This is a genomic window from Paraflavisolibacter caeni, assembly GCF_025628885.1.
GTDB lineage: Bacteria > Bacteroidota > Bacteroidia > Chitinophagales > Chitinophagaceae > Flavisolibacter > Flavisolibacter caeni.
In genome coordinates, this window is sequence record NZ_JAOTIF010000022.1 from 90,256 (window position 1) to 109,345 (window position 19,090).

General features: G+C 41.5%; 18 protein-coding genes. 17 read left to right on the forward strand and 1 reads right to left on the reverse strand.

Annotated features, from left to right (window positions below):
* Window positions 1-38: 38 nt before the first annotated feature.
* Window positions 39-713: a DUF4290 domain-containing protein gene (locus OCK74_RS21300; RefSeq protein ID WP_279299110.1), complete on the reverse strand. Its 675-nt coding sequence runs from the start codon at window positions 711-713 to the stop codon at window positions 39-41.
* Window positions 714-1,352: 639 nt separating this feature from the next.
* Between OCK74_RS21300 and OCK74_RS21305 the strand changes: the two genes are divergently transcribed.
* The 17 genes from OCK74_RS21305 to OCK74_RS21385 all read left to right on the forward strand — a co-directional run bounded on the left by OCK74_RS21305 (window position 1,353) and on the right by OCK74_RS21385 (window position 19,061).
* The gene (locus OCK74_RS21305; RefSeq protein ID WP_279299111.1) at window positions 1,353-2,420 is read left to right on the forward strand and encodes a glycosyltransferase; all 1,068 of its coding nucleotides are present in this window, start codon (window positions 1,353-1,355) and stop codon (window positions 2,418-2,420) included.
* Window positions 2,421-2,469: 49 nt separating this feature from the next.
* Window positions 2,470-2,817: a gliding motility protein GldC gene (gldC, locus tag OCK74_RS21310; protein ID WP_279299112.1), complete on the forward strand. Its 348-nt coding sequence runs from the start codon at window positions 2,470-2,472 to the stop codon at window positions 2,815-2,817.
* Window positions 2,818-2,897: 80 nt separating this feature from the next.
* On the forward strand, window positions 2,898-3,350 hold the full coding sequence (locus OCK74_RS21315; RefSeq protein ID WP_279299113.1) for a GatB/YqeY domain-containing protein: 453 nt from the start codon (window positions 2,898-2,900) through the stop codon (window positions 3,348-3,350).
* Window positions 3,351-3,355: 5 nt separating this feature from the next.
* The gene (locus OCK74_RS21320; RefSeq protein WP_279299114.1) at window positions 3,356-3,847 is read left to right on the forward strand and encodes a CvpA family protein; all 492 of its coding nucleotides are present in this window, start codon (window positions 3,356-3,358) and stop codon (window positions 3,845-3,847) included.
* Between the two features lie 151 nt (window positions 3,848-3,998).
* Complete coding sequence (locus OCK74_RS21325) at window positions 3,999-4,775, forward strand: alpha/beta fold hydrolase (protein WP_279299115.1); 777 nt, start codon at window positions 3,999-4,001, stop codon at window positions 4,773-4,775.
* Between the two features lie 33 nt (window positions 4,776-4,808).
* Window positions 4,809-5,465, forward strand: a complete 657-nt coding sequence (locus tag OCK74_RS21330) for a CBS domain-containing protein (protein ID WP_279299116.1) — start codon at window positions 4,809-4,811, stop codon at window positions 5,463-5,465.
* 125 nt (window positions 5,466-5,590) lie between these two features.
* Window positions 5,591-7,009: a POTRA domain-containing protein gene (locus OCK74_RS21335; protein WP_279299117.1), complete on the forward strand. Its 1,419-nt coding sequence runs from the start codon at window positions 5,591-5,593 to the stop codon at window positions 7,007-7,009.
* A gap of 29 nt (window positions 7,010-7,038) precedes the next feature.
* Window positions 7,039-7,917: an NAD kinase gene (locus tag OCK74_RS21340; protein ID WP_279299118.1), complete on the forward strand. Its 879-nt coding sequence runs from the start codon at window positions 7,039-7,041 to the stop codon at window positions 7,915-7,917.
* Between the two features lie 69 nt (window positions 7,918-7,986).
* Window positions 7,987-8,832, forward strand: a complete 846-nt coding sequence (porG, locus tag OCK74_RS21345) for a type IX secretion system protein PorG (protein ID WP_279299119.1) — start codon at window positions 7,987-7,989, stop codon at window positions 8,830-8,832.
* A 42-nt stretch (window positions 8,833-8,874) separates the two neighbouring features.
* Window positions 8,875-9,645: an isoprenyl transferase gene (locus OCK74_RS21350; protein WP_279299120.1), complete on the forward strand. Its 771-nt coding sequence runs from the start codon at window positions 8,875-8,877 to the stop codon at window positions 9,643-9,645.
* Window positions 9,646-9,824: 179 nt separating this feature from the next.
* A complete protein-coding gene (locus OCK74_RS21355; protein ID WP_279299121.1) occupies window positions 9,825-12,575 on the forward strand; it encodes a BamA/OMP85 family outer membrane protein in 2,751 nt (916 codons plus the stop codon).
* 123 nt (window positions 12,576-12,698) lie between these two features.
* A complete protein-coding gene (locus OCK74_RS21360) occupies window positions 12,699-13,211 on the forward strand; it encodes an OmpH/Skp family outer membrane protein (RefSeq protein WP_279299122.1) in 513 nt (170 codons plus the stop codon).
* A gap of 78 nt (window positions 13,212-13,289) precedes the next feature.
* The gene (locus tag OCK74_RS21365) at window positions 13,290-13,838 is read left to right on the forward strand and encodes an OmpH/Skp family outer membrane protein (RefSeq protein WP_279299123.1); all 549 of its coding nucleotides are present in this window, start codon (window positions 13,290-13,292) and stop codon (window positions 13,836-13,838) included.
* 58 nt (window positions 13,839-13,896) lie between these two features.
* Window positions 13,897-14,712, forward strand: a complete 816-nt coding sequence (gene murI, locus OCK74_RS21370) for a glutamate racemase (RefSeq protein WP_279299124.1) — start codon at window positions 13,897-13,899, stop codon at window positions 14,710-14,712.
* 523 nt (window positions 14,713-15,235) lie between these two features.
* Entirely contained in the window at window positions 15,236-15,952 is a 717-nt protein-coding gene (locus tag OCK74_RS21375; RefSeq protein ID WP_279299125.1) for a hypothetical protein, read from the forward strand.
* Between the two features lie 68 nt (window positions 15,953-16,020).
* On the forward strand, window positions 16,021-17,352 hold the full coding sequence (locus tag OCK74_RS21380) for an MFS transporter (RefSeq protein WP_279299126.1): 1,332 nt from the start codon (window positions 16,021-16,023) through the stop codon (window positions 17,350-17,352).
* A gap of 155 nt (window positions 17,353-17,507) precedes the next feature.
* Entirely contained in the window at window positions 17,508-19,061 is a 1,554-nt protein-coding gene (locus tag OCK74_RS21385) for a glycosyltransferase family 39 protein (RefSeq protein ID WP_279299127.1), read from the forward strand.
* Window positions 19,062-19,090 lie beyond the last annotated feature (29 nt).

Genomic DNA, 19,090 nt, shown 5'->3' on the forward strand with positions numbered 1-19,090 from the left:
AATGCCTGCCCAGCCTAAGTCTCCCCTTTAGGGGGTGACTATTTAAAGCGTTTCTTTCCGCTATGGCGGTTGCGATTGTCGTTTCTGCCACTGTCACGGCGCTGGTACTTACCGCCACCTCCGCCGCTGCGTTGTTTACCATAACCTCCGCGATCACGGCTTTCCTGTTGCGGGCGGTAAGCCTTTACGTAAGGCGTATTGGTAAACTCCAGTTGACCTTCAGTGATGTTTGTCAGCTCGCCTTGAATGGCATCATCATGCACAGAGTCCTTGTGCCAGTTGCTGTAAGCCAGCTTCATGTAATAGGCGATCGCATTGGCGAAACCAAGACGTTTTTGCGGATCTTCTTCCTGCAAAGCTTTATTGATCACCAGCTCAAGATTTTTACCCAAATGCGAGAATTTAGGATAGCGTTTGGGATAAGGGAGCGGTTTAGGTCTGCCCTTTAAGGTTTCCCGGGTGGGAATTGGATAGGGAGATTCTACTTCCAGCCTAAAGTCGGAAATGAGAAAAAGGTGATCCCATAATTTATGACGAAAGTCTTCAACGTTTTTTAAATGAGGATTCAAAAAACCCATAAGTTCAATTACGGCCTGTGCGTTGCCTTGTCTGCGCTCAGGGTCTTCAATGGTCAATAAATGCTCAATCATCTTCTGAATATGGCGCCCATATTCACGCATCATCATGTAATTTCTCGTTGTATTGTATTCCATTAATGTAAGTTGCAAAGGACAAATGTAATAAACGCAGCTATTCACAGCACTTGTAAAAAATATAAAAGCGTTGCAGGCGTATTCTTTCCTAAGTGAAGCTTTTACGTTTCTGTCGTTTTAAAGATATGAAAAAGTTTATTTTTCAAAGTTCAATGTTCCAGATCACATAATTTGTTAATGATTTTGGATCATGAGATAGCAGTAAGTTTTAATGTGTTGGTCCTGGCAAAAAGAAAGGGGCCCCGAACCAAGGCCCCTTTTACAAGCCACCATCCTCTTCCACCTAAGAGGTCGTTTATTGTAATTTGTATAGTTAAGGGTGAAGCCAATGAAACCATAACAAATATGATACCAATGCACATATGTGCATCCGCCGGCTCCCGTTCTGGATATACATATTCTGTTTTGTTGAATTAAAACAACAATTAAAAAGTCAAATCCTGGAATTTGAAATATTTTCTACAATTCAACCAATGGTGACATCCATGTCAAAAACGAGGCGCTTTTCAAAGAGCAACGGCCAAAGAATAAAAGATTAGCAAGGGTAAAATTATTAACCACGGCTGCAATAAACTATAGTATAAGTTGGCGATTTAGGGGTTGGTAAAAATACGGTCAGGCAAATTATTACCTTCGCTTATGGTTATTGCAGTGATGGTTTCCCTGTCACCAGTAAACGCAACAAGAGCGGACAGGTACTTTTTCAACCAGGCATTATCTTATTTAGCAAGGCAGCAGACAACACACCATTTTCATATATGTACCGATGCCCCGGAGGAGGTTTTGGTGAAAGCTGCAAATGTTACATCTCATCTTATACCGTATTTAAACAGCAAAAATTGGTGGGGAGCATTGTGGCAGCAAGCTAAGTATAAGCAATTGTTAAAGAAGCTGGAGGCAGAAGTGGTTCTTTGCTTTGGCGCCAGTTTATATATAAAGAGCCCTGTGCCTCATTGCATTATGGTACGGTCTGCCGAAATTGGAGTGAAACCAACAGCCCGGCTTTCAAAGGTTTTAGAACGGGCAAAGTCTGTATTGACTTTTTCCGAATCGGCTAAAACGGCCATCTGTCGGCAATGCCGGGTACCGTCAGAAAAAGTGGGAATTGTTCATGCCGCTGGTCCGGATATATACCGGGTGGCTGATGAAAACCAGCAGGCCAGTATCAAGGAGCGCTATACAAATGGGTGTGAGTATTTCCTTTACACTGGTTTTTTTAGCGATCATTCCTCATTGCTTAACTTATTAAAGGCCTTTTCTATTTTTAAAAAGCGGCAAAGAACCAGTTGGAAGCTGGTTCTGATTCATCGAGAGCCACAATCGTCTTCCCCCTTTATGGAGGCGCTGCGTACTTATAAGTACCGCGATGAAGTAGTGGTGCTGCAGGAAAATGAAGACCTGGCCGCTTTTCTAAGTGCAGCTTATGCATTTGTGGATCCCGGCGCCCGGGAAGATTATGGTCTTTACATTCTGGAAGCAATGCAATCCGGCCTCGCTGTTTTGATGGTGCATAATAATATAATAGGAGAGGCTGTCGGAGATGCTGCTTTATATTACGATGGAAGTGTGGCTGATCTGGCTGAGCAAATGATGTTATTATATAAAGATGAAGGGCATAGAAACCGGCAGGCAGAGAAGGCGAAAGGAGTGATTTCGGGATTTTCGTGGCAGAGGACGGCAGAGGAGATTTGGGAATACCTGAACTGAATGTAAAATATAGCGCGCTCTTAGCTACCTTCGCCGCAAAAAAGTAATCATGAAGTCAACAATAACTATTGATGTAGAGCTGGATCAGAACAGAGTGCCGGAAAATATTGAATGGAGAGCTACCGAAAGTACTACTGAGGGGGCACAGAAAGCCAAAGCAGTTATGCTTTCTTTGTGGGATGGAACTGATAAGACGGCACTCCGTATTGATTTGTGGACACAGGAAATGATGATTGATGAAATGGCTGACTTTTACTACCAAACCTTAATGACTATGGCTGACACTTTCTCCAGGGCTACCCGCCAGGCTGAGTTGGTGGACGAAATGAAGAATTTTGCCAAATCATTTTATACGAAGTTCAGGGAGCAGCAGATGAAGGAGCAAAAGGCAGGATAATCCGATGACGAATAAGGAGTAATGTGCTGTAAATATAAATACGGGTATAAAATATAAATCACAAACTATTTATTACTACTATGAGCCTGGAACAAAAGGTAATGGAAGGCATGAAAGAGGCTATGAAGGCCAAGGATGAGGCACGCCTGAGAGGGCTGCGTGCTATTAAAGCTGAAATCATTAAGGCTAAAACAGAACCCGGCGCAGGTGGCGAAGTTTCGGCTGATGTTGAGTTAAAGCTGTTGCAGAAAATGGTAAAGCAGCGTAAAGATGCTCTGGAGATCTACCAGCAGCAAAGCAGACAGGACCTCGTGCAAAAGGAGCAGGATGAGATCGATGTAATTGAAAAGTTCCTGCCGGCACAATTATCCACAGAAGAATTGAAAGCCGAGTTGCAGCAAATTATTGCCGAGACCGGAGCCTCCTCTGCCGCTGATATGGGAAAGGTAATGGGCGCAGCTACTAAGAAGTTGGCAGGCCGTGCTGATGGTAAGGCGATCTCTGCTGCAGTGAAGGAGTTGCTGGCCAAATAGTTTTTATGTTTTTAGACATTATCGTACTCATACTGCTGATACTTGCCCTGTTCAAAGGGTGGGGTAATGGTCTTATTGTCGGTGTTTTTTCCTTTCTGGCTTTTGTAATCGGGTTGGCTATTGCCATGAAGCTCTCGAAGGTGGCTCAAACATATATAGGTGAGTATTTTAATGTGTCGGATCAATGGTTACCTATTGTAGCATTTGCTGTTGTGTTTTTGATTGTAGTGATACTGGTGCGGTTAGGAGCAAAGGCTATAGAAAGTGTAATAGAGGTAGCTCAATTAGGGTGGGTGAATAAAATAGGCGGAATATTATTATATACAGTAATCTACCTTTTTATATTTAGTCTCTTATTGTCATACGCAGGCCAATTGCACTTGTTGAAGGAAGAAACATTGGAGGCATCGCAGTCTTACCCGTTCATTCATCCCATTGCACCTGCAATAATGAATGTAGTTGGGGCTGTACTTCCGTTCTTTAAAGATTTATTTTAAGGAAAGCGGTGAAGATTGATCATGCGGAGTTTTAAATGACTTTATTATGTTTGGAATACTTTTTATAAGGTTTATAGTGATTGATGAAGTCTTATGGAGCTATTTTACTGTAAATCCGCTATTTTAGCACATCTAATATTGTGAGAAGCTGATGCAATACGAATTAAAGGAATATCAAAAAGTTAAGTTTATAGAAGAAGGACAGGGAGAACCATTAGTATTGCTGCATGGTTTATTTGGAGCATTAAGTAATTTCCAGTACCTGATTGAGTATTTTAAGCACCAATACAAAGTTGTGGTGCCTATATTGCCATTGCTTGAACTTGATCTTTTACATACTTCGGTAGGTGGTCTTGCAAAATATATTCATAAATTTTTAGAGGCCAGGGATTATAAAAATATTCATTTGTTGGGCAACTCGCTCGGCGGCCATGTTGCGCTTGTATATATATTAAAGCACCCTGAAAGGGTCAAGTCGCTGATTCTAACCGGAAGTTCAGGGCTTTTTGAAAACGGGATGGGCGATACTTACCCTAAGCGGGGAGATTATGAATACGTTCGTAAAAAGGCAGAAGTTACTTTTTACGATCCAAAGATAGCGACCAAGGAAATGGTAGATGAAGTTTTCTCTATCACCAATAACCGCCTGAAAGTCATCAAGATCATTGCCCTGGCAAAGAGTGCCATCCGCAATAACCTGGGCGAGGAGCTGAATAATGTCAAACAACCAACACTACTGATATGGGGCAATAACGATATTGTAACCCCTCCATTTGTGGGGCGGGAATTTCAAAGGTTAATTCCGAACAGTGAACTGCATTTCGTCGATAAATGTGGCCACGCGCCTATGATGGAAGTGCCGGAGGAGTTCAATGTTATTTTGCATAAATTTTTAAAAAAGTTGAATGAGCCTGCAACAGTAATATAGAAATAGTTGTCTATGTAAAAAGGCCGTTCTCTAATGTTAACCCGTAACATCATATCACATTCACTACCTTACCTGCATAAACAAGATAAAGTTTACCAGGCCTTGCAACTCATGAACGATTATCATGTGGCGCATTTGCCTGTTGTAGAAGAGGAAACGTTTTTGGGGATTGTCAGCGAAGAGCAATTGTTGCACAGTGATGAGGAGAACCAACTGGAAGAATTGTCCTTTACTGACAGCGATACTTCTGTGCAGGCAAGTGAGCATTTTTTAAAAGCCATCCAGGTTGCAGTACAAAAAAATCTGAGCATTGTTCCTGTTGTTGAAGACAAACAGATGCTTGGTATTGTGACCTACAACGACTTGCTACGCAATGCCTCCGACTTCATGAGTCTTAACCTGCCGGGCGCTTTGATCGTCCTGGAAATGGAGTCTGCTAATTACTCTTTCACTGAAATTAACCGGATTGTGGAGTCGAACGATGCACAAATTACCCAGTTAAATACCTACATCGATCCTGAGTCCAAAAATATGCAGGTGACCATAAGGGTCAATAAAACGGAGATTTCCAGCCTTATTGCTACCTTCCAACGTTATGAATACAACGTCAAATACTACTTTGGAGAAGAGTTGTATGAGAATGAACTCCGTAGTAACTATGATAATTTGATGCATTACCTGGAAATCTAAGCGCGCAGGAGAACTTCTCAAAACATTTTTTTCTCTTAAATTTCACATAGGTACAATATTGGTATTCTAAAAACAGTTATATTGAATACCAGATGAGAAAATCGTGTGTTTGTATAATTTGGATCATGTGTGCCCTGTGCAGCATCAAACGATTGAAGGCACAGGTGGCGTTGGCTGGACCAGATTTACTATACTCCACCGATGGTGATAATGTTATTGTAGACACGACCTCTCTTTTTACGCTCCGCGAAATTAACATCACAGGTAACAGACAGACTAATTTTAAGATCATCTTACGCGAGTTACCGTTTCAGATTAATGAGCGCTACCCCTTAAATGTGCTGGCCGATAAATTTTCTGAAGCTAAAAGGCGCCTGATGAATACAGGCCTGTTTCACCATGTGGTGGTTTCATTAAATAGTATTCAAGGCTACGAGGCTTCTGTGAATGTAGAAGTAAGGGAGCGTTGGTATATCATTCCTATGCCATATGTAAAGGCTGTGGACAGGAGCATAGGCGAATGGGCACAGGAACAGAATATGGACATGAAACGTGTGAATTACGGGATCAAGATCAAACATAACAACATCAGCGGGCGCAATGATAAATTGTTTGTCAATCTTAAAAATGGATATACCAAGGAGGTTGCATTAGCTTATTATGGATTGATGCTTGACAAGAACTTTAAGTGGTCGACAAGCCTTGGTGTTTCTCTCGGGAAGAACAAGGAAGTGAATTATAATACGGTGGGTAATAAGTTGCTGGCATACAAAAGTGATGGAAACAGTTTTGTTCATTCTTATACACGGGCTTTTGTTGAATTCAGTTACCGGCAGGCTATTAACACTACCCATACTTTTGGTATCAGTTATAATTCCGAGGATGTTGCTGATACCATTTTAGCCATTAATTCTCACTATTTTGACAATACTTCCAGATTACGCTATCCCTCTCTTTATTATACCCTTTCTTATTCAAATACAGATTTTCTCCCTTATCCCCTGAAAGGTTATGTGGCGGAGGTTTCTATCGCCAAAAGGGGATTAAATACCGACCTGAACCTGTGGCACCTGTCAGCCAAGGGTTCCGGAAGCTGGCCCTTATCGTCTAAATATTTTATGAATCTCCGTATGGCGGGCGTATTAAAGCTTCCTTTCAGGCAGCCTTATATCAACCAGCAGTTTGTAGGATATAAGGATCTGTACATGCAGGGATATGAGTATTATGTGATTGATGGGGTGGCGGGTGGTTATTCTAAATTGTCCTTTTCCAGAGAGCTTTTTAATACTTCCATTCATATCCCTTCCGAAACGATTAAAAGGATCAATAACATACCATTCCGGGCATACGCAAAGGTTTATGGTAATGCTGGCTATATATATAACCCGCAGGCTGGTAAAAATCCACTCAGCAATAAAGTCATTTTTTCTGGTGGATTCGGGCTGGATATTGTCACCTTTTATGATTTTATCATCAAACTGGAGTGTAGCTTTAACCAATTAGGTCAAAACGGCCTATATTTACACCGCCGGGATTACTTCTGATTGTTGCTTTTTCTTGCAAATCTTATATTTTGAAGGTAGCTATATACAGTAGGGTGCTGGACGGGAGCCAGCAAAAGGATATACAGTTGTTTTTTGATGAGCTGAGCAATGAAGGTATTGTTCCGGTTGTTTACCAGCATTTTTTAGATCAGCTTAAGGGAAATATTTCCCTGCCCGACTCCACAGAAGCTTTTTCTCACTCGCAGGATCTTTCAGAAAAAATAGATTTCTTCGTAAGCATGGGCGGCGATGGTACGCTCCTGGATGCCGTAACCCTGGTGCGCAATAAAAATATTCCTGTTGTCGGTATCAACTTTGGCCGCCTGGGATTTTTGGCCAGCATTGGCCGCGATGAGCTGATCGATGCGGTGAAAGCTTTGGCAAGGCGTTCATATATCCTGGACAAACGATCGCTGATACACCTGGATGCCAACCTGCCTCTTTTTGGAGAAATACCCTTTGGTTTAAATGAATTTGCCATTCATAAGCAGGATGTGGCTTCCATGATCAAGATCCGCACCTACTTAAATGGAGAGTTGCTGAATACATATTGGGCTGATGGTTTGATATTGGCCACACCAACCGGCTCTACTGCCTACAATTTAAGTTGTGCGGGGCCTGTTGTTTTTCCGGATGCCGGCAGTTTTGTAATCACACCGATTGCTCCTCACCATCTTAATGTCCGTCCTATTGTGGTTCCGGATAATACGATTATTTCGTTTGAGATAGACAGCAGGACGCCTGAGATTATCTGTGCACTGGATTCCCGGAAAGAAATTGTGAACAAAAATGTATTGTTGGCTGTAAGAAAAGAAAGCTTTATGCTCAACCTTGTACGCCTGAATGAGAACAATTTCCTGCAGACCCTGCGGAATAAATTGTCCTGGGGCGTGGACAAGAGGAATTAATTTTCGTACCCTCAATACCATTTTTTCAAAAGTTGCGTTTTTAGAACAGAATTTTTTATTTTGTCTTGTATGCGAAAATTATTGGCAATATTGATCGTAACGCTGCCTTTGCTTTCTGTTGCGCAGGAATCAATTGTTCAGGAAGGTGAGTTTGGAGTAGGTATTGGCGCAGCCCACTACTTTGGTGATTTGAATACCCGTGCCCATGTTAACCGGCCAAAATTTACAGGCGGTATTTTCTTCCGTAAAAACTTTGGAAATTATATAGGCCTACGGGTAGCGGCTAATTATGCCCGCCTGGGTTATTCTGATATATATAATAAGCATAACGAATTTATGTCCCGCCGCAACCTGAGTTTCAACTCAAATGTTTGGGAACTCGCGGTACAGGGCGATTTTAATTTTTATCGCTTTATGCCGGGTGAGCCTGATTTTAGTTTTACTCCTTATGTAACCTTTGGTGCCGGTATATTTAATTATGATCCTTTTACCTTTTTGAATGATGAAAAGTATTTTCTCCGTCCCTTGGGTACAGAGGGGCAGGGAAGTGCTGCTTATCCCGAGCGCAAGCCTTATAGCTCCATGGCGGTTTGTGTTCCACTGGGTGTGGGCGTAAAATATTCACTGAACTCACGCATGAATGTCGGGTTCGAAATTGTGCACCGTTTTACCAATACCGATTATCTTGATGATGTGAGCACTACTTATGTAGAGCCGGCAGTTTTCCCTCCTAATCCTGACGGTTCTCCTTCAACGGCTTATTTGCTTTCTGACCGCTCCTACGAAACCGGAACGCCGATAGGTGCAAAAGGCGTTCAGAGGGGAAACAGCAAGCAGAAAGACCAATTTGCCACTGCATTATTATATCTCAGCTTCAATCTGCAGTCTTATAAGTGTCCGACGGTAAGGCCATAAACTATAAACTACAATTCCTACCTTTGCGGCTCTTTAGAGAAAATGCAAGACCTTTTACATCAAATTGATAATACCCGCCTTCCCCGCCATATAGCCATTATTATGGATGGTAATGGCCGTTGGGCAAAAGAACAGGGGCATGACAGACTTTACGGCCATTATAAAGGAGTAGAGAGTGTGCGTAATATAGTAGAGGGCTGCGCAGAACTGGGAATTGAATACCTGACTCTATATGCTTTTTCTACTGAGAATTGGGACAGGCCGGAGTACGAAGTAGTAGGACTGATGGAACTGCTGGTGAAAACGATCCGCAATGAAGTTGAGACCCTGAAGAAGAACAATATAAGGCTGCACGTGATTGGCGATATGGAAATGTTACCGCAACACGCCCAGAACGAGCTGACCGAGGCGAAAGAAATTACAAAGGGGAATACTGGGTTGAACCTGGTGATGGCGCTTAGCTACAGCGGTAGATGGGAAATACAGAATGTAATTAAAAGCATTGCCAAAGAGGTGGAAAAAGGCTCCTTGTCTCCAGAAGATATTGATCAGGAAATTGTGCAAAAGCACTTGTGTACCCGTAATTTTCCTGATCCTGAATTGATGATACGGACTAGCGGTGAATACCGTATCAGTAACTTCCTGCTTTACCAATTGGCCTATTCTGAGTTGTACTTCACTCCCGTTTTATGGCCAGAATTTCGCAAAAACAATCTTTACGAAGCCATTATCGATTTTCAAGGCAGAGAGCGAAGGTTTGGAAAAACGAGTGAGCAAGTAACGGAGCCAGTAGGCAGCACCCCTAACCCCTAAGAGGGTGCGACCAGGCTTACATCTAATCCGCCTTAGGCGGAGTATCACCAATCCAGGCGGTATGTGGCTTTGCTCTTTTAACAAAACTCTATTGAAAATAGCCTTTAATTTGCTGTCTTAAATATTAAAAATATTATCAACCGGTTACTCCAATTTAGGGACTGCTAGAACAATTAAACATGTTACGACATATACAGAGAATTTTAGCCACAATACTTTGCATCTTTCTGATTTCACTTTCAGCTACAGCCCAGGTTCCTGATACATCAAGACCAACATCTGTTGACCCGGACCTACTGGCATTAGAAAATGCAAAGGTTCCAAAGGAGTATATAATCCGGACCATCAATGTTACCGGGATCAATTACCTTGATACGGGCATCGTTATGTCAATTTCCGGCCTGCAGGCAGGAGAAAAGCTGATGATACCTGGTAGCGATGTATTTGCTAAGGCCATCAACAACTTGTGGCGTCAGCGCTTGTTTTCCAATGTTCAGATCTTTATAACTGCGGTACAGGAAGACAAGATAGACATAGAGATCAATTTGCAGGAGCGCCCTAAACTGGGTGATTTTCGTTTTGAAGGTGTGAAAAAATCTGAATCTGAAGAACTGGAAAAAAAGGCCGGCCTGGTGAAATCAACCATCATTACCGAAAATACCCGCCGCAATGCTATTGAAGTCATCCAAAAGTTTTATAAGGAAAAGGGATTTCAGAATGTACAGGTGAAGGTGGAAGAAAAACCTTACCCTGCTGTTCCTAATGCCAATACCCTTGTCTTTCATATTGACAAAGGCAAGAAAGTGCACGTGAATGAGATCAACTTCTATGGTAATACTGCCGTGAATGAACTGAAGTTGAAAAAGAAGATGAAAGGAACAAAGGAAATGAGTAAACTGACCTTGTATCCTTCGGAATATACAAGTCCTTACGGCACCAAGTCAAAAATTTCCTTCAAGGATTATGTAAATGACCTCGGCTTCCTTTCGTTTACAAAGACAAGAGCCTACCTGGATCCTTACTTCCGTTTCAAATTGTTCAGCAGCTCGAAGTTTGATGCAAAGAAATATGACGAAGACAAGGAAAAGGTGCTGGCTCAATACAATGCTTTAGGTTATCGTGATGCTCAGATCGTTGCTGATACACAGTATTATACTAAAGATGGCAACCTGAATTTAGACCTGAAAGTGGAAGAAGGCCGCAAATACTATTTTGGAAATATTACCTGGAAGGGAAATACCAAATATTCCGATTCTCTCCTGAATGTTATCATGGGTATTCAGAAAGGTGATATTTACAACCTGGAAACGCTGAACAGGCGCCTGGGTAAAGAGCTGACTCCGGAAGGTGGCGACATCAGCGGTTTATACATGGACGATGGTTATCTCTTCTTCCATGCCGACCCTATAGAGACATCTGTATATAATGATACGATTGACTATGAGATCCGTATTGTGGAAGGTCCGCAGGCGACCATCCGTAACGTTGGAATTTTCGGAAATGAAAAAACCAAGGACCACGTGATCCGTCGTGAGTTGAGAACAATGCCGGGAGAAAAGTTCAGCCGCTCGGACCTCATCCGTTCACAGAGGGAATTGGCCAGCCTGCAATATTTTAACCAGGAAACCATCAATCCTGGTGTAGTTCCTAACCAGGAAGATGGTACGGTTGACATTAACTGGAAATTGGAAGAAAAATCATCCGACCAATTAGAGCTTTCGGCTGGCTGGGGTGGTGGTATTGGCTTGACCGGTACGCTGGGTGTTTCGTTCAACAACTTCTCCATCAAGAATATCTTTAGAAAAGAATCCTGGGATCCATTGCCAACAGGGGATGGTCAAAAGCTGAGTCTCCGTTACCAGTCAAACGGACGTGCCTTCCGTTCCTATAACTTTTCTTTTACCGAGCCCTGGCTGGGTGGAAAAAAGCGTAACCCGCTGACGTTTAGCTTATATGATAGTAAATTCTCTAATGCATACGACCCTTATACAGGACGTATCATCAAGCAAAAAGTTGACTCCAGTTACCTGAAAACTTTCGGAGTGAGTTTATCTCTGGGTAAAACGTTGAAATGGCCAGATGACTATTTCACCATTATGTATTCAGTCAACTTTACCAGGTATGATATTAAGAACTATTATGCTTTCCGTAAAGATGATGGCACCTATTTGAATAATGGTATTTCACAAAACGTGAGCTTTAAGATTGCTCTGCAACGGTCATCTGTATTCAATCCTCAGTTCCCGACCAGTGGGTCCAACTTTTTGGCTTCCTTACAGTTGACACCACCTTATTCTTTGATCAATCCTGGTCTGGTAACCTCAGAAAACCCATATGAACATCCTGAATACCACAAATGGCGTTTCAATGCAGAATGGTATGTTCCCATTGGCAAACCGGCCGGCACAGATAAAAGCCGCCAGCTGGTTTTGAAACTGGCGGCCAAGTATGGATTTATGGGTCGCTATAATAATAAGATAGACTTTTCTCCGTTTGAGCGCTTCCAGGTGGGTGGTGATGGTATAACCAATAGCTATGGATTACTGGGTTATGATGTGATTTCTTTACGTGGTTATCCTGTTTTCGAATCGTCAAATCCTTCAATAAATCCTGACATTAGCAGTGCCAACCGCTATTTCACCATCTTTAATAAGTACTCCATGGAATTACGTTATCCATTGGTGATGAACCCAAGCAGTACAATTTATGGTTTAGCCTTCTTTGATGCTGCTAATGGATGGTACACGTTTAAAGACTATAACCCATTCCGTCTGCGTAGAAGTGTAGGGGTAGGCGCCCGCTTCTTCCTGCCAATGTTTGGTCTGTTGGGCTTTGACTATGGTATTGGCCTGGATCGCTTCCAACCTAATGGAACAGGCCTGAAGAATGTAGCGAAGTTTACGTTTATGCTGGGTTATGAGCCGGAATAATTAATAAAGTCAGTTGTATTGATTAGCAAAATTTAAAGTGAATCTTCTTATAAACTGTAGAATAATCATTGATTAATAGTTAATAATTATTTTCCTTTGAACTTAGGATTTAAAAACAACGATATGAAAAAAAGCTTGCTCATAGGCTTTTGCCTATTGCTGATTGGTTCATTTGTCCAGGCTCAACGATATGCTATTATCGATACTAAGTTTATACTAGACAAGATGCCGGAATATAAAGAGGCGCAAAAACAATTGGATGAAACAGCAACTCAATGGCAAAAGGAAATAGATGCAGCTCAGCAGGAATTGGATAAAATGTATAAAGATTTTGAAGCTGAACAGGTCATGCTGACTGAAGAGCTGCGCCACAAAAGAGAAGACCAGTTATTCGTAAAAGAAAAAAACCTTCGTGACCTGCAACGTAAACGCTTTGGTTTTGAAGGGGATTTATTTAAAAGAAGACAAGAGCTCATCAAGCCAGTACAGGACAAGGTATTTAACGCTGTGCAAAAATTAGCTGTACAAAGAGGTTACGATTTCATCCTTGATAAGAGTGAAGGAATTACGGTTATATTTGCCGACCCTAAACTCGAGAAAAGCGAAGATGTGCTTCGGGAACTGGGCGTTAAATAAAATATTTTGTAAAAAACCATTTTTAATACAACGAATACAAGCCAATACTCATCATTCAACAAACAGAACAAAATTCACATGAACAAGATCAAATTATTTATTGTCGCATTATTAATTGTACTCACTGCGGGAAGTGCTATGGCACAAAAAACAGGTTATATCAGTGTTGACCAGATTGTTGCCCTGATGCCTGAAACCGGAAGACTTGATTCTTTACTTCGTAAATACCAGGCTGATTCCCTGAACCCTCAGTTTACCTATATGGTGTCGGAATATAACCGTAAAGACAGCATGGTTAGCACCAAAGATTCTGCTAAACTGAGCAAACAAGTAAAAGACCAAATCCGCCAGGAACTGCAAGGATACGCTTACCAGATTCAAAACTGGCAGTCAATCGTTCAACAGCAATTGCAAGGCAAACAACAAGAATTGCTGGAGCCTATTTACCGTAAAGTAGAGGCTGCTATTCAAACTACAGCAAAAGAAAATGGCTATGCCTATGTTTTAAACCGTGAGGCTTTACTGGTGATGCCTCCTGCTGACGACCTGTTCCCAATGGTAGCAAAAAAGCTGAACCTTAAAGTTCCACCAACGGCTGCTGCTTCAACCGGAATACCTAAAAAATAAATTCTTTTTTAAAATACATTTGGTCCCGCTTCGGCGGGACTTTTTTATTCAATAACTCATGGCTCCAATAGGTGTTTTTGATTCAGGTTATGGCGGACTGACAGTATTAAAAGAATTTATTGCCCAATTACCGCAGTATGATTATTTGTATTTGGGTGATAATGGAAGGGCGCCATACGGTACCCGTTCGTTTGAAACGGTTTATAAGTACACGCTGCAATGTGTGGAGTGGCTGTTACACCAAAACTGCCCCCTGATCATTCTTGCCTGCAATACGGCTTCTGCGAAGGCTTTGCGCACCATTCAACAGAATGACCTGCAACGGTTGGATGGGAAAGCCAGGGTGCTGGGCGTGATCAGGCCTACAACGGAGATCATAGGACAATACACAAAAACAAAGAACATTGGTATCCTGGCTACAAATGGTACAGTGCAATCCAACTCGTATGCTATAGAGATCGAGAAGTTCTATCCTGAAGTTTCGATTACCCAGGAAGCCTGCCCTATGTGGGTGCCACTGATAGAGAATAATGAGCATCTGGATGAAGGTGCTGATTACTTCGTGGAAAAGCATATCAAAAGAATCCTGGGCAATAATCCCAAAATAGATACATTGCTGTTGGCCTGCACTCATTATCCCCTGCTTAAAGACAAGATCGGGAAGTTTTTACCAGAAGGCGTACAGGTGATTGCACAGGGAGAGATCGTTGCCCAAAGTCTGCAGGATTATTTGAACCGCCATCCGGAAATAGAGAGCCGTATAACTAAAAACAGTCAACGCAGTTTTTACACTACCGATTCTGTTGACGACTTTAATGGCCATGCTACAATTTTCTTTGGTAACCCCGTTGAGTCAAAGCATTTAGAATTGTGATGGGGCGCATGTACGTTCACGCGTGCATGAAGCATGGGTTGAATAGGCTTTCATGGATTATTGTTTGTCTTTTTAATAAGTTGATATAGACTGAATTAGTTGTAAGTGTTAGTCATTAGATGGGATCAGGCATTAGCTTTATTCTTCAAAATTAGTCACTTGCGTTTCTTTTGGTTTGGAATAGGGCATGTAGATTTGATTATTCAATATCCGGAAAACCAAATGAAATCCAATTCCAGGAAAACTAGTAAAATCCAAACCTTTGAAAATTCCTGTCAAGGCGTCCGTCCAAAACCGATGCGTTTATATTAATCGCAGCGCCTGAAGATTTTTATCCCCTCTAATGAGGGGATTTTTTTTAACCACGGATGTGCAGGATCAAAGAAGTATTTGTGGGATTTAGAAAGGATGGAGCACCAATGACCTGGAATTTGGGAAAGAAATGATAAATATTAAATGGCAAAGCGCTTAAATTGATTGATGCAGTTTATTGAATTTACATTTGTTCAAAACTGCCTCCCTTATGCAAATATTTAGGATATTCTGTTTTGTTCTTTTGCAAATGACTTCTTTTCACTTCGCTGATAGTCAGTCTAATACCAGTATCAAGGATGCGTACAATGTGATCAGCAATTCAATTGAAGCAATGGGAGGTAAAGAGTATTTGGAAAGCATTCATACGCTTTATTCTGATGTGAAAACAGAAATGGGAGAAAGGCAGGTTCACTGGATTGTGAAGGAGATGAAACCCAATAAGGGCTCTTTTCAAATTACATATAACAAGAAGATCGTTTACCAGAATTGGTTTGATGGGCAAAATGGTTATGAAATAGTGGGAGGGCAGAAAAGAGAGGCCAATGCAGAGGAATTCAAGGATAAATTATATAAGCGGAACATCTTTAACGAACTCGATTATATTGACTCCAGTTTATGGACGCTTGAGCTAATGGGAGCAGCCTCAGTAAATGGTGAGCAATGTTATAAGATCAGGGCCACTTCAGTTGATGGATCAGTAAGAACATTGTATTACAGTAAGGCTACATTTTGGTTGTTAAAAGAAGAAAAGGTAGTAAACTCCGAGAAGGACACTTTTAGTACGGTTTTATTTTCCGGCTATAAGAAGTTTGGAAAGCTTACTTATTACACTGAAATGAAACTTGGTAGTAATGGAGAATACCAGACTGCAACCATTGAAAAGCTTTTAGTCAATGCGGGGGTTAGTGTAAATGACTTTAAGTAAAACTATCATGAGGTAGAAAAAGACGACTAGCAAACTACCCGGCTCAAAAATTGTTCATTACTGCTCATATGAATCGGTCAGGTCAATTTAAAAAAGAAGAGCAATACCTGGTGAACGAGAGTTTGGAAGTATCGGTAGGAGAGAACACAATCTGGGCAAGGAGGTTGCGGAGTTTTCCTGCCCTGCAGAGTCATAATTACCGCATTTATTTCTTTGGACAATTCATATCTCTAATTGGTACATGGCTACAAATTGTAGCACAGGGCTGGCTTGTATTACAGCTTACTTCTTCGCCTTTCCTCATTGGCCTGGTAGCAGCAATGGGTACTGTGCCTTCGCTGCTGTTCTCCCTGTTTGGAGGAGTAGCGGTAGACAGGTTTTCAAAGAAGAAAATACTTTACTTCACGCAGAGTTCCAGTATGGTATTAGCCTTGCTGCTGGGAATACTGACCAATACCGGACAAGCCACAGTACCGGTTATTGCGTTCATTGCTTTCCTGATGGGCACCGTAAATGCCATAGATGCTCCGGCAAGGCAAGCCTTGGTGCCAGAGCTAGTTCGTAAGGAGCAATTGGCATCAGCAATTGCCCTGAACTCAGGCATCTTTAATGCAGCCCGTGTCATAGGCCCAGGACTTGCAGGAATGCTGATTGCCTGGGTTGGAACCGGGGGAGCCTTTATTGCTAATGGCATCAGTTATATTGCTGTTCTGATAGCACTGTGGTATGTAAACATTCACGACAGGGCTGCAGAGCAGTCGCTGCATCCCCTGTTAGCGATCAAGGAAGGCCTGAGCTATTCTTTTACTCATCCTATTATCCGTGTTTTGCTGATGTTTGTTGGTGTAGTATCCATCTTTGGCTGGTCTTACACCACGATAATGCCTGTCATAGCCCAGAACACCTATGGGTTGGATGCTAAGGGATTAGGTTATCTCTACTCTGCTACAGGACTGGGTGCTGTACTGGCTACTTACCTGGTGGGGGCCTATGCTGGCAAGGTGTCGCCCTCACTGTTTATTGCAGGCGGAAATACATTATTTGCAGTAAGCCTCATCCTGTTTGCTTTTACAACTTCTTTTCCTCTGGCGCTTATACTCCTGTTTTTTATTGGGTTGGGACTTCTCTCCCAGTCCTCTATGATGAATACAATCGTACAGGGAATGGTACGTTCTGAATTTCGTGGACGGGTGATGAGTTTGTATATCCTGATGTTTATGGGAATGGGACCTATTGGTAATTTTGAAATTGGGTTTTTAACAGAGCACTTGGGCATAGCCTGGGCATTTACCATTAACGCAGCGATTGTACTGTTGGTAGGGATCATTGTGTTCATGAACCGAGAGCGGATCAGGGCTAGGTACCGTGTATATAAACAGGAAAAAACTTTTGATCAATAATTAGGTCGATGAGAAATGCCTAATATAACTTAACTTCAACTTCTGTCTGCCATACAAAATAAGCCCTATAAATGCACCAGCGTTTATTTTGTATATAACGATTATTAATTGGCATTGAAACAAAACCAATTAATTACAAATGTATTCTCACTCACGTGAAAAAATTAACGAACATTAGTAATTATTGGGTTGTAACATTTCTGTTTATTGCAATCAAGCTTTGCTTGCATTTCCTTACCAACACCAATTATGAATTGCATAGAGATGAAATGCTCTATTTTAATATGGCTGACCATTTAAGCTTTGGTTATGCTACTGTGCCGCCTGTATTAGGCTTTTCTGCTTTTATCATTAAAAACGTATTTGGTTATTCTGTCTTCGGTATCAGGCTAATACCAGCACTATTAGGAGCCGCCTCAATTTTTATCATTTCAAAAATTGTCAGGGAACTCGGTGGTGCAATTCTTGCTTTGGTCATTGCTTCAGCGGCCTTCCTATTATCTCCCGGATTTTTGCTTTTTGATACACTTTTTACTCCGAATGTTTTTGAACATTTTTTTTGGCTTCTGATCACTTACTTTATTTTCAGAATCACCAGGTTAAACAAGCCTGAATTATGGACTTTAACCGGTGCGTTGCTGGGACTTGCCTTTCTGAACAAATACTCGGTAATCTTTTTGATCGCTGCTTTTCTTATTGCCCTCATTTTCAGCCCACATAGAAAGTTGCTGTTCAACAGGTACTTTTATCTGGCAATTGCTATTGCATTAATAGTCGTCATTCCCAATATAGCCTGGCAATACCAGCATAACTGGCCAGTCGTTTTTCATATGAAGGCGCTGAACAGAACTCAATTGGTGAACATGAGTGTTCCCAATTATGTTGTTGATATAGTAAGTCTAAACCTTGCTTCTTCAATAATATGGCTTATAGGCCTGCTATCGTTATTGTTGATAAAGAAGGAAAAAGAATACCGGTATATTGGGGTTGCTTCTTTGCTGATTATTCTGTTCTTTTTATTGATGAAAGGCAAAGGCTATTATGTATTGGGATTAATTCCATTCCTGTTTGCTTTTGGAGGCTACACTATGGAAAAGTATTTGAGACATCAACTGGTCTGGATGAACTATGCAGTTCTCTTCATCATAGTTATTGTATCAGTACTAGCCTTGCCCTTTGGTTTGCCAATACTGTCATTTGACCAGTACAGTAAATATCAGGCGAAAACAAGCTCCTACATGATTTATCCTTTTTATCGATGGGAGGACGGTAAGGTTCATAACATATCGCAGGTATATTCGGATATGACAGGTTGGGATGAATTAGCTGGTTATGTGGCAAAGGCTTATCACCAATTATCAGAACAGGAACAGAAGAACTGCACGATCTATGGAGAAAGAAATTATGGTTATGCTGGTGCAGTCCATTTTTACGGAAATAAATACAAGCTACCTGATGCCATCACATTTTTAGAAAGCTATGTTTTATGGGCTCCCGATACAATTCCTAAGGGGCCTTTTATTTTTATAAATACTGGTAGGAGTGACGTTGAAAAACTATATGGTAACGTCATTGAAATAGGATGTGTTCAAAATCAATATTTCAGGGAAAGTGGACTTAAGGTTTACTTGTGCAGATCGCCCTTGGTTAATGTTCAGGATGTGTATAAGAAAAAAGCAAAGGAAGAAAAGAAAATTTACGGCTTATGATAGCATACAGCTCAACTTAGTAAATTAAC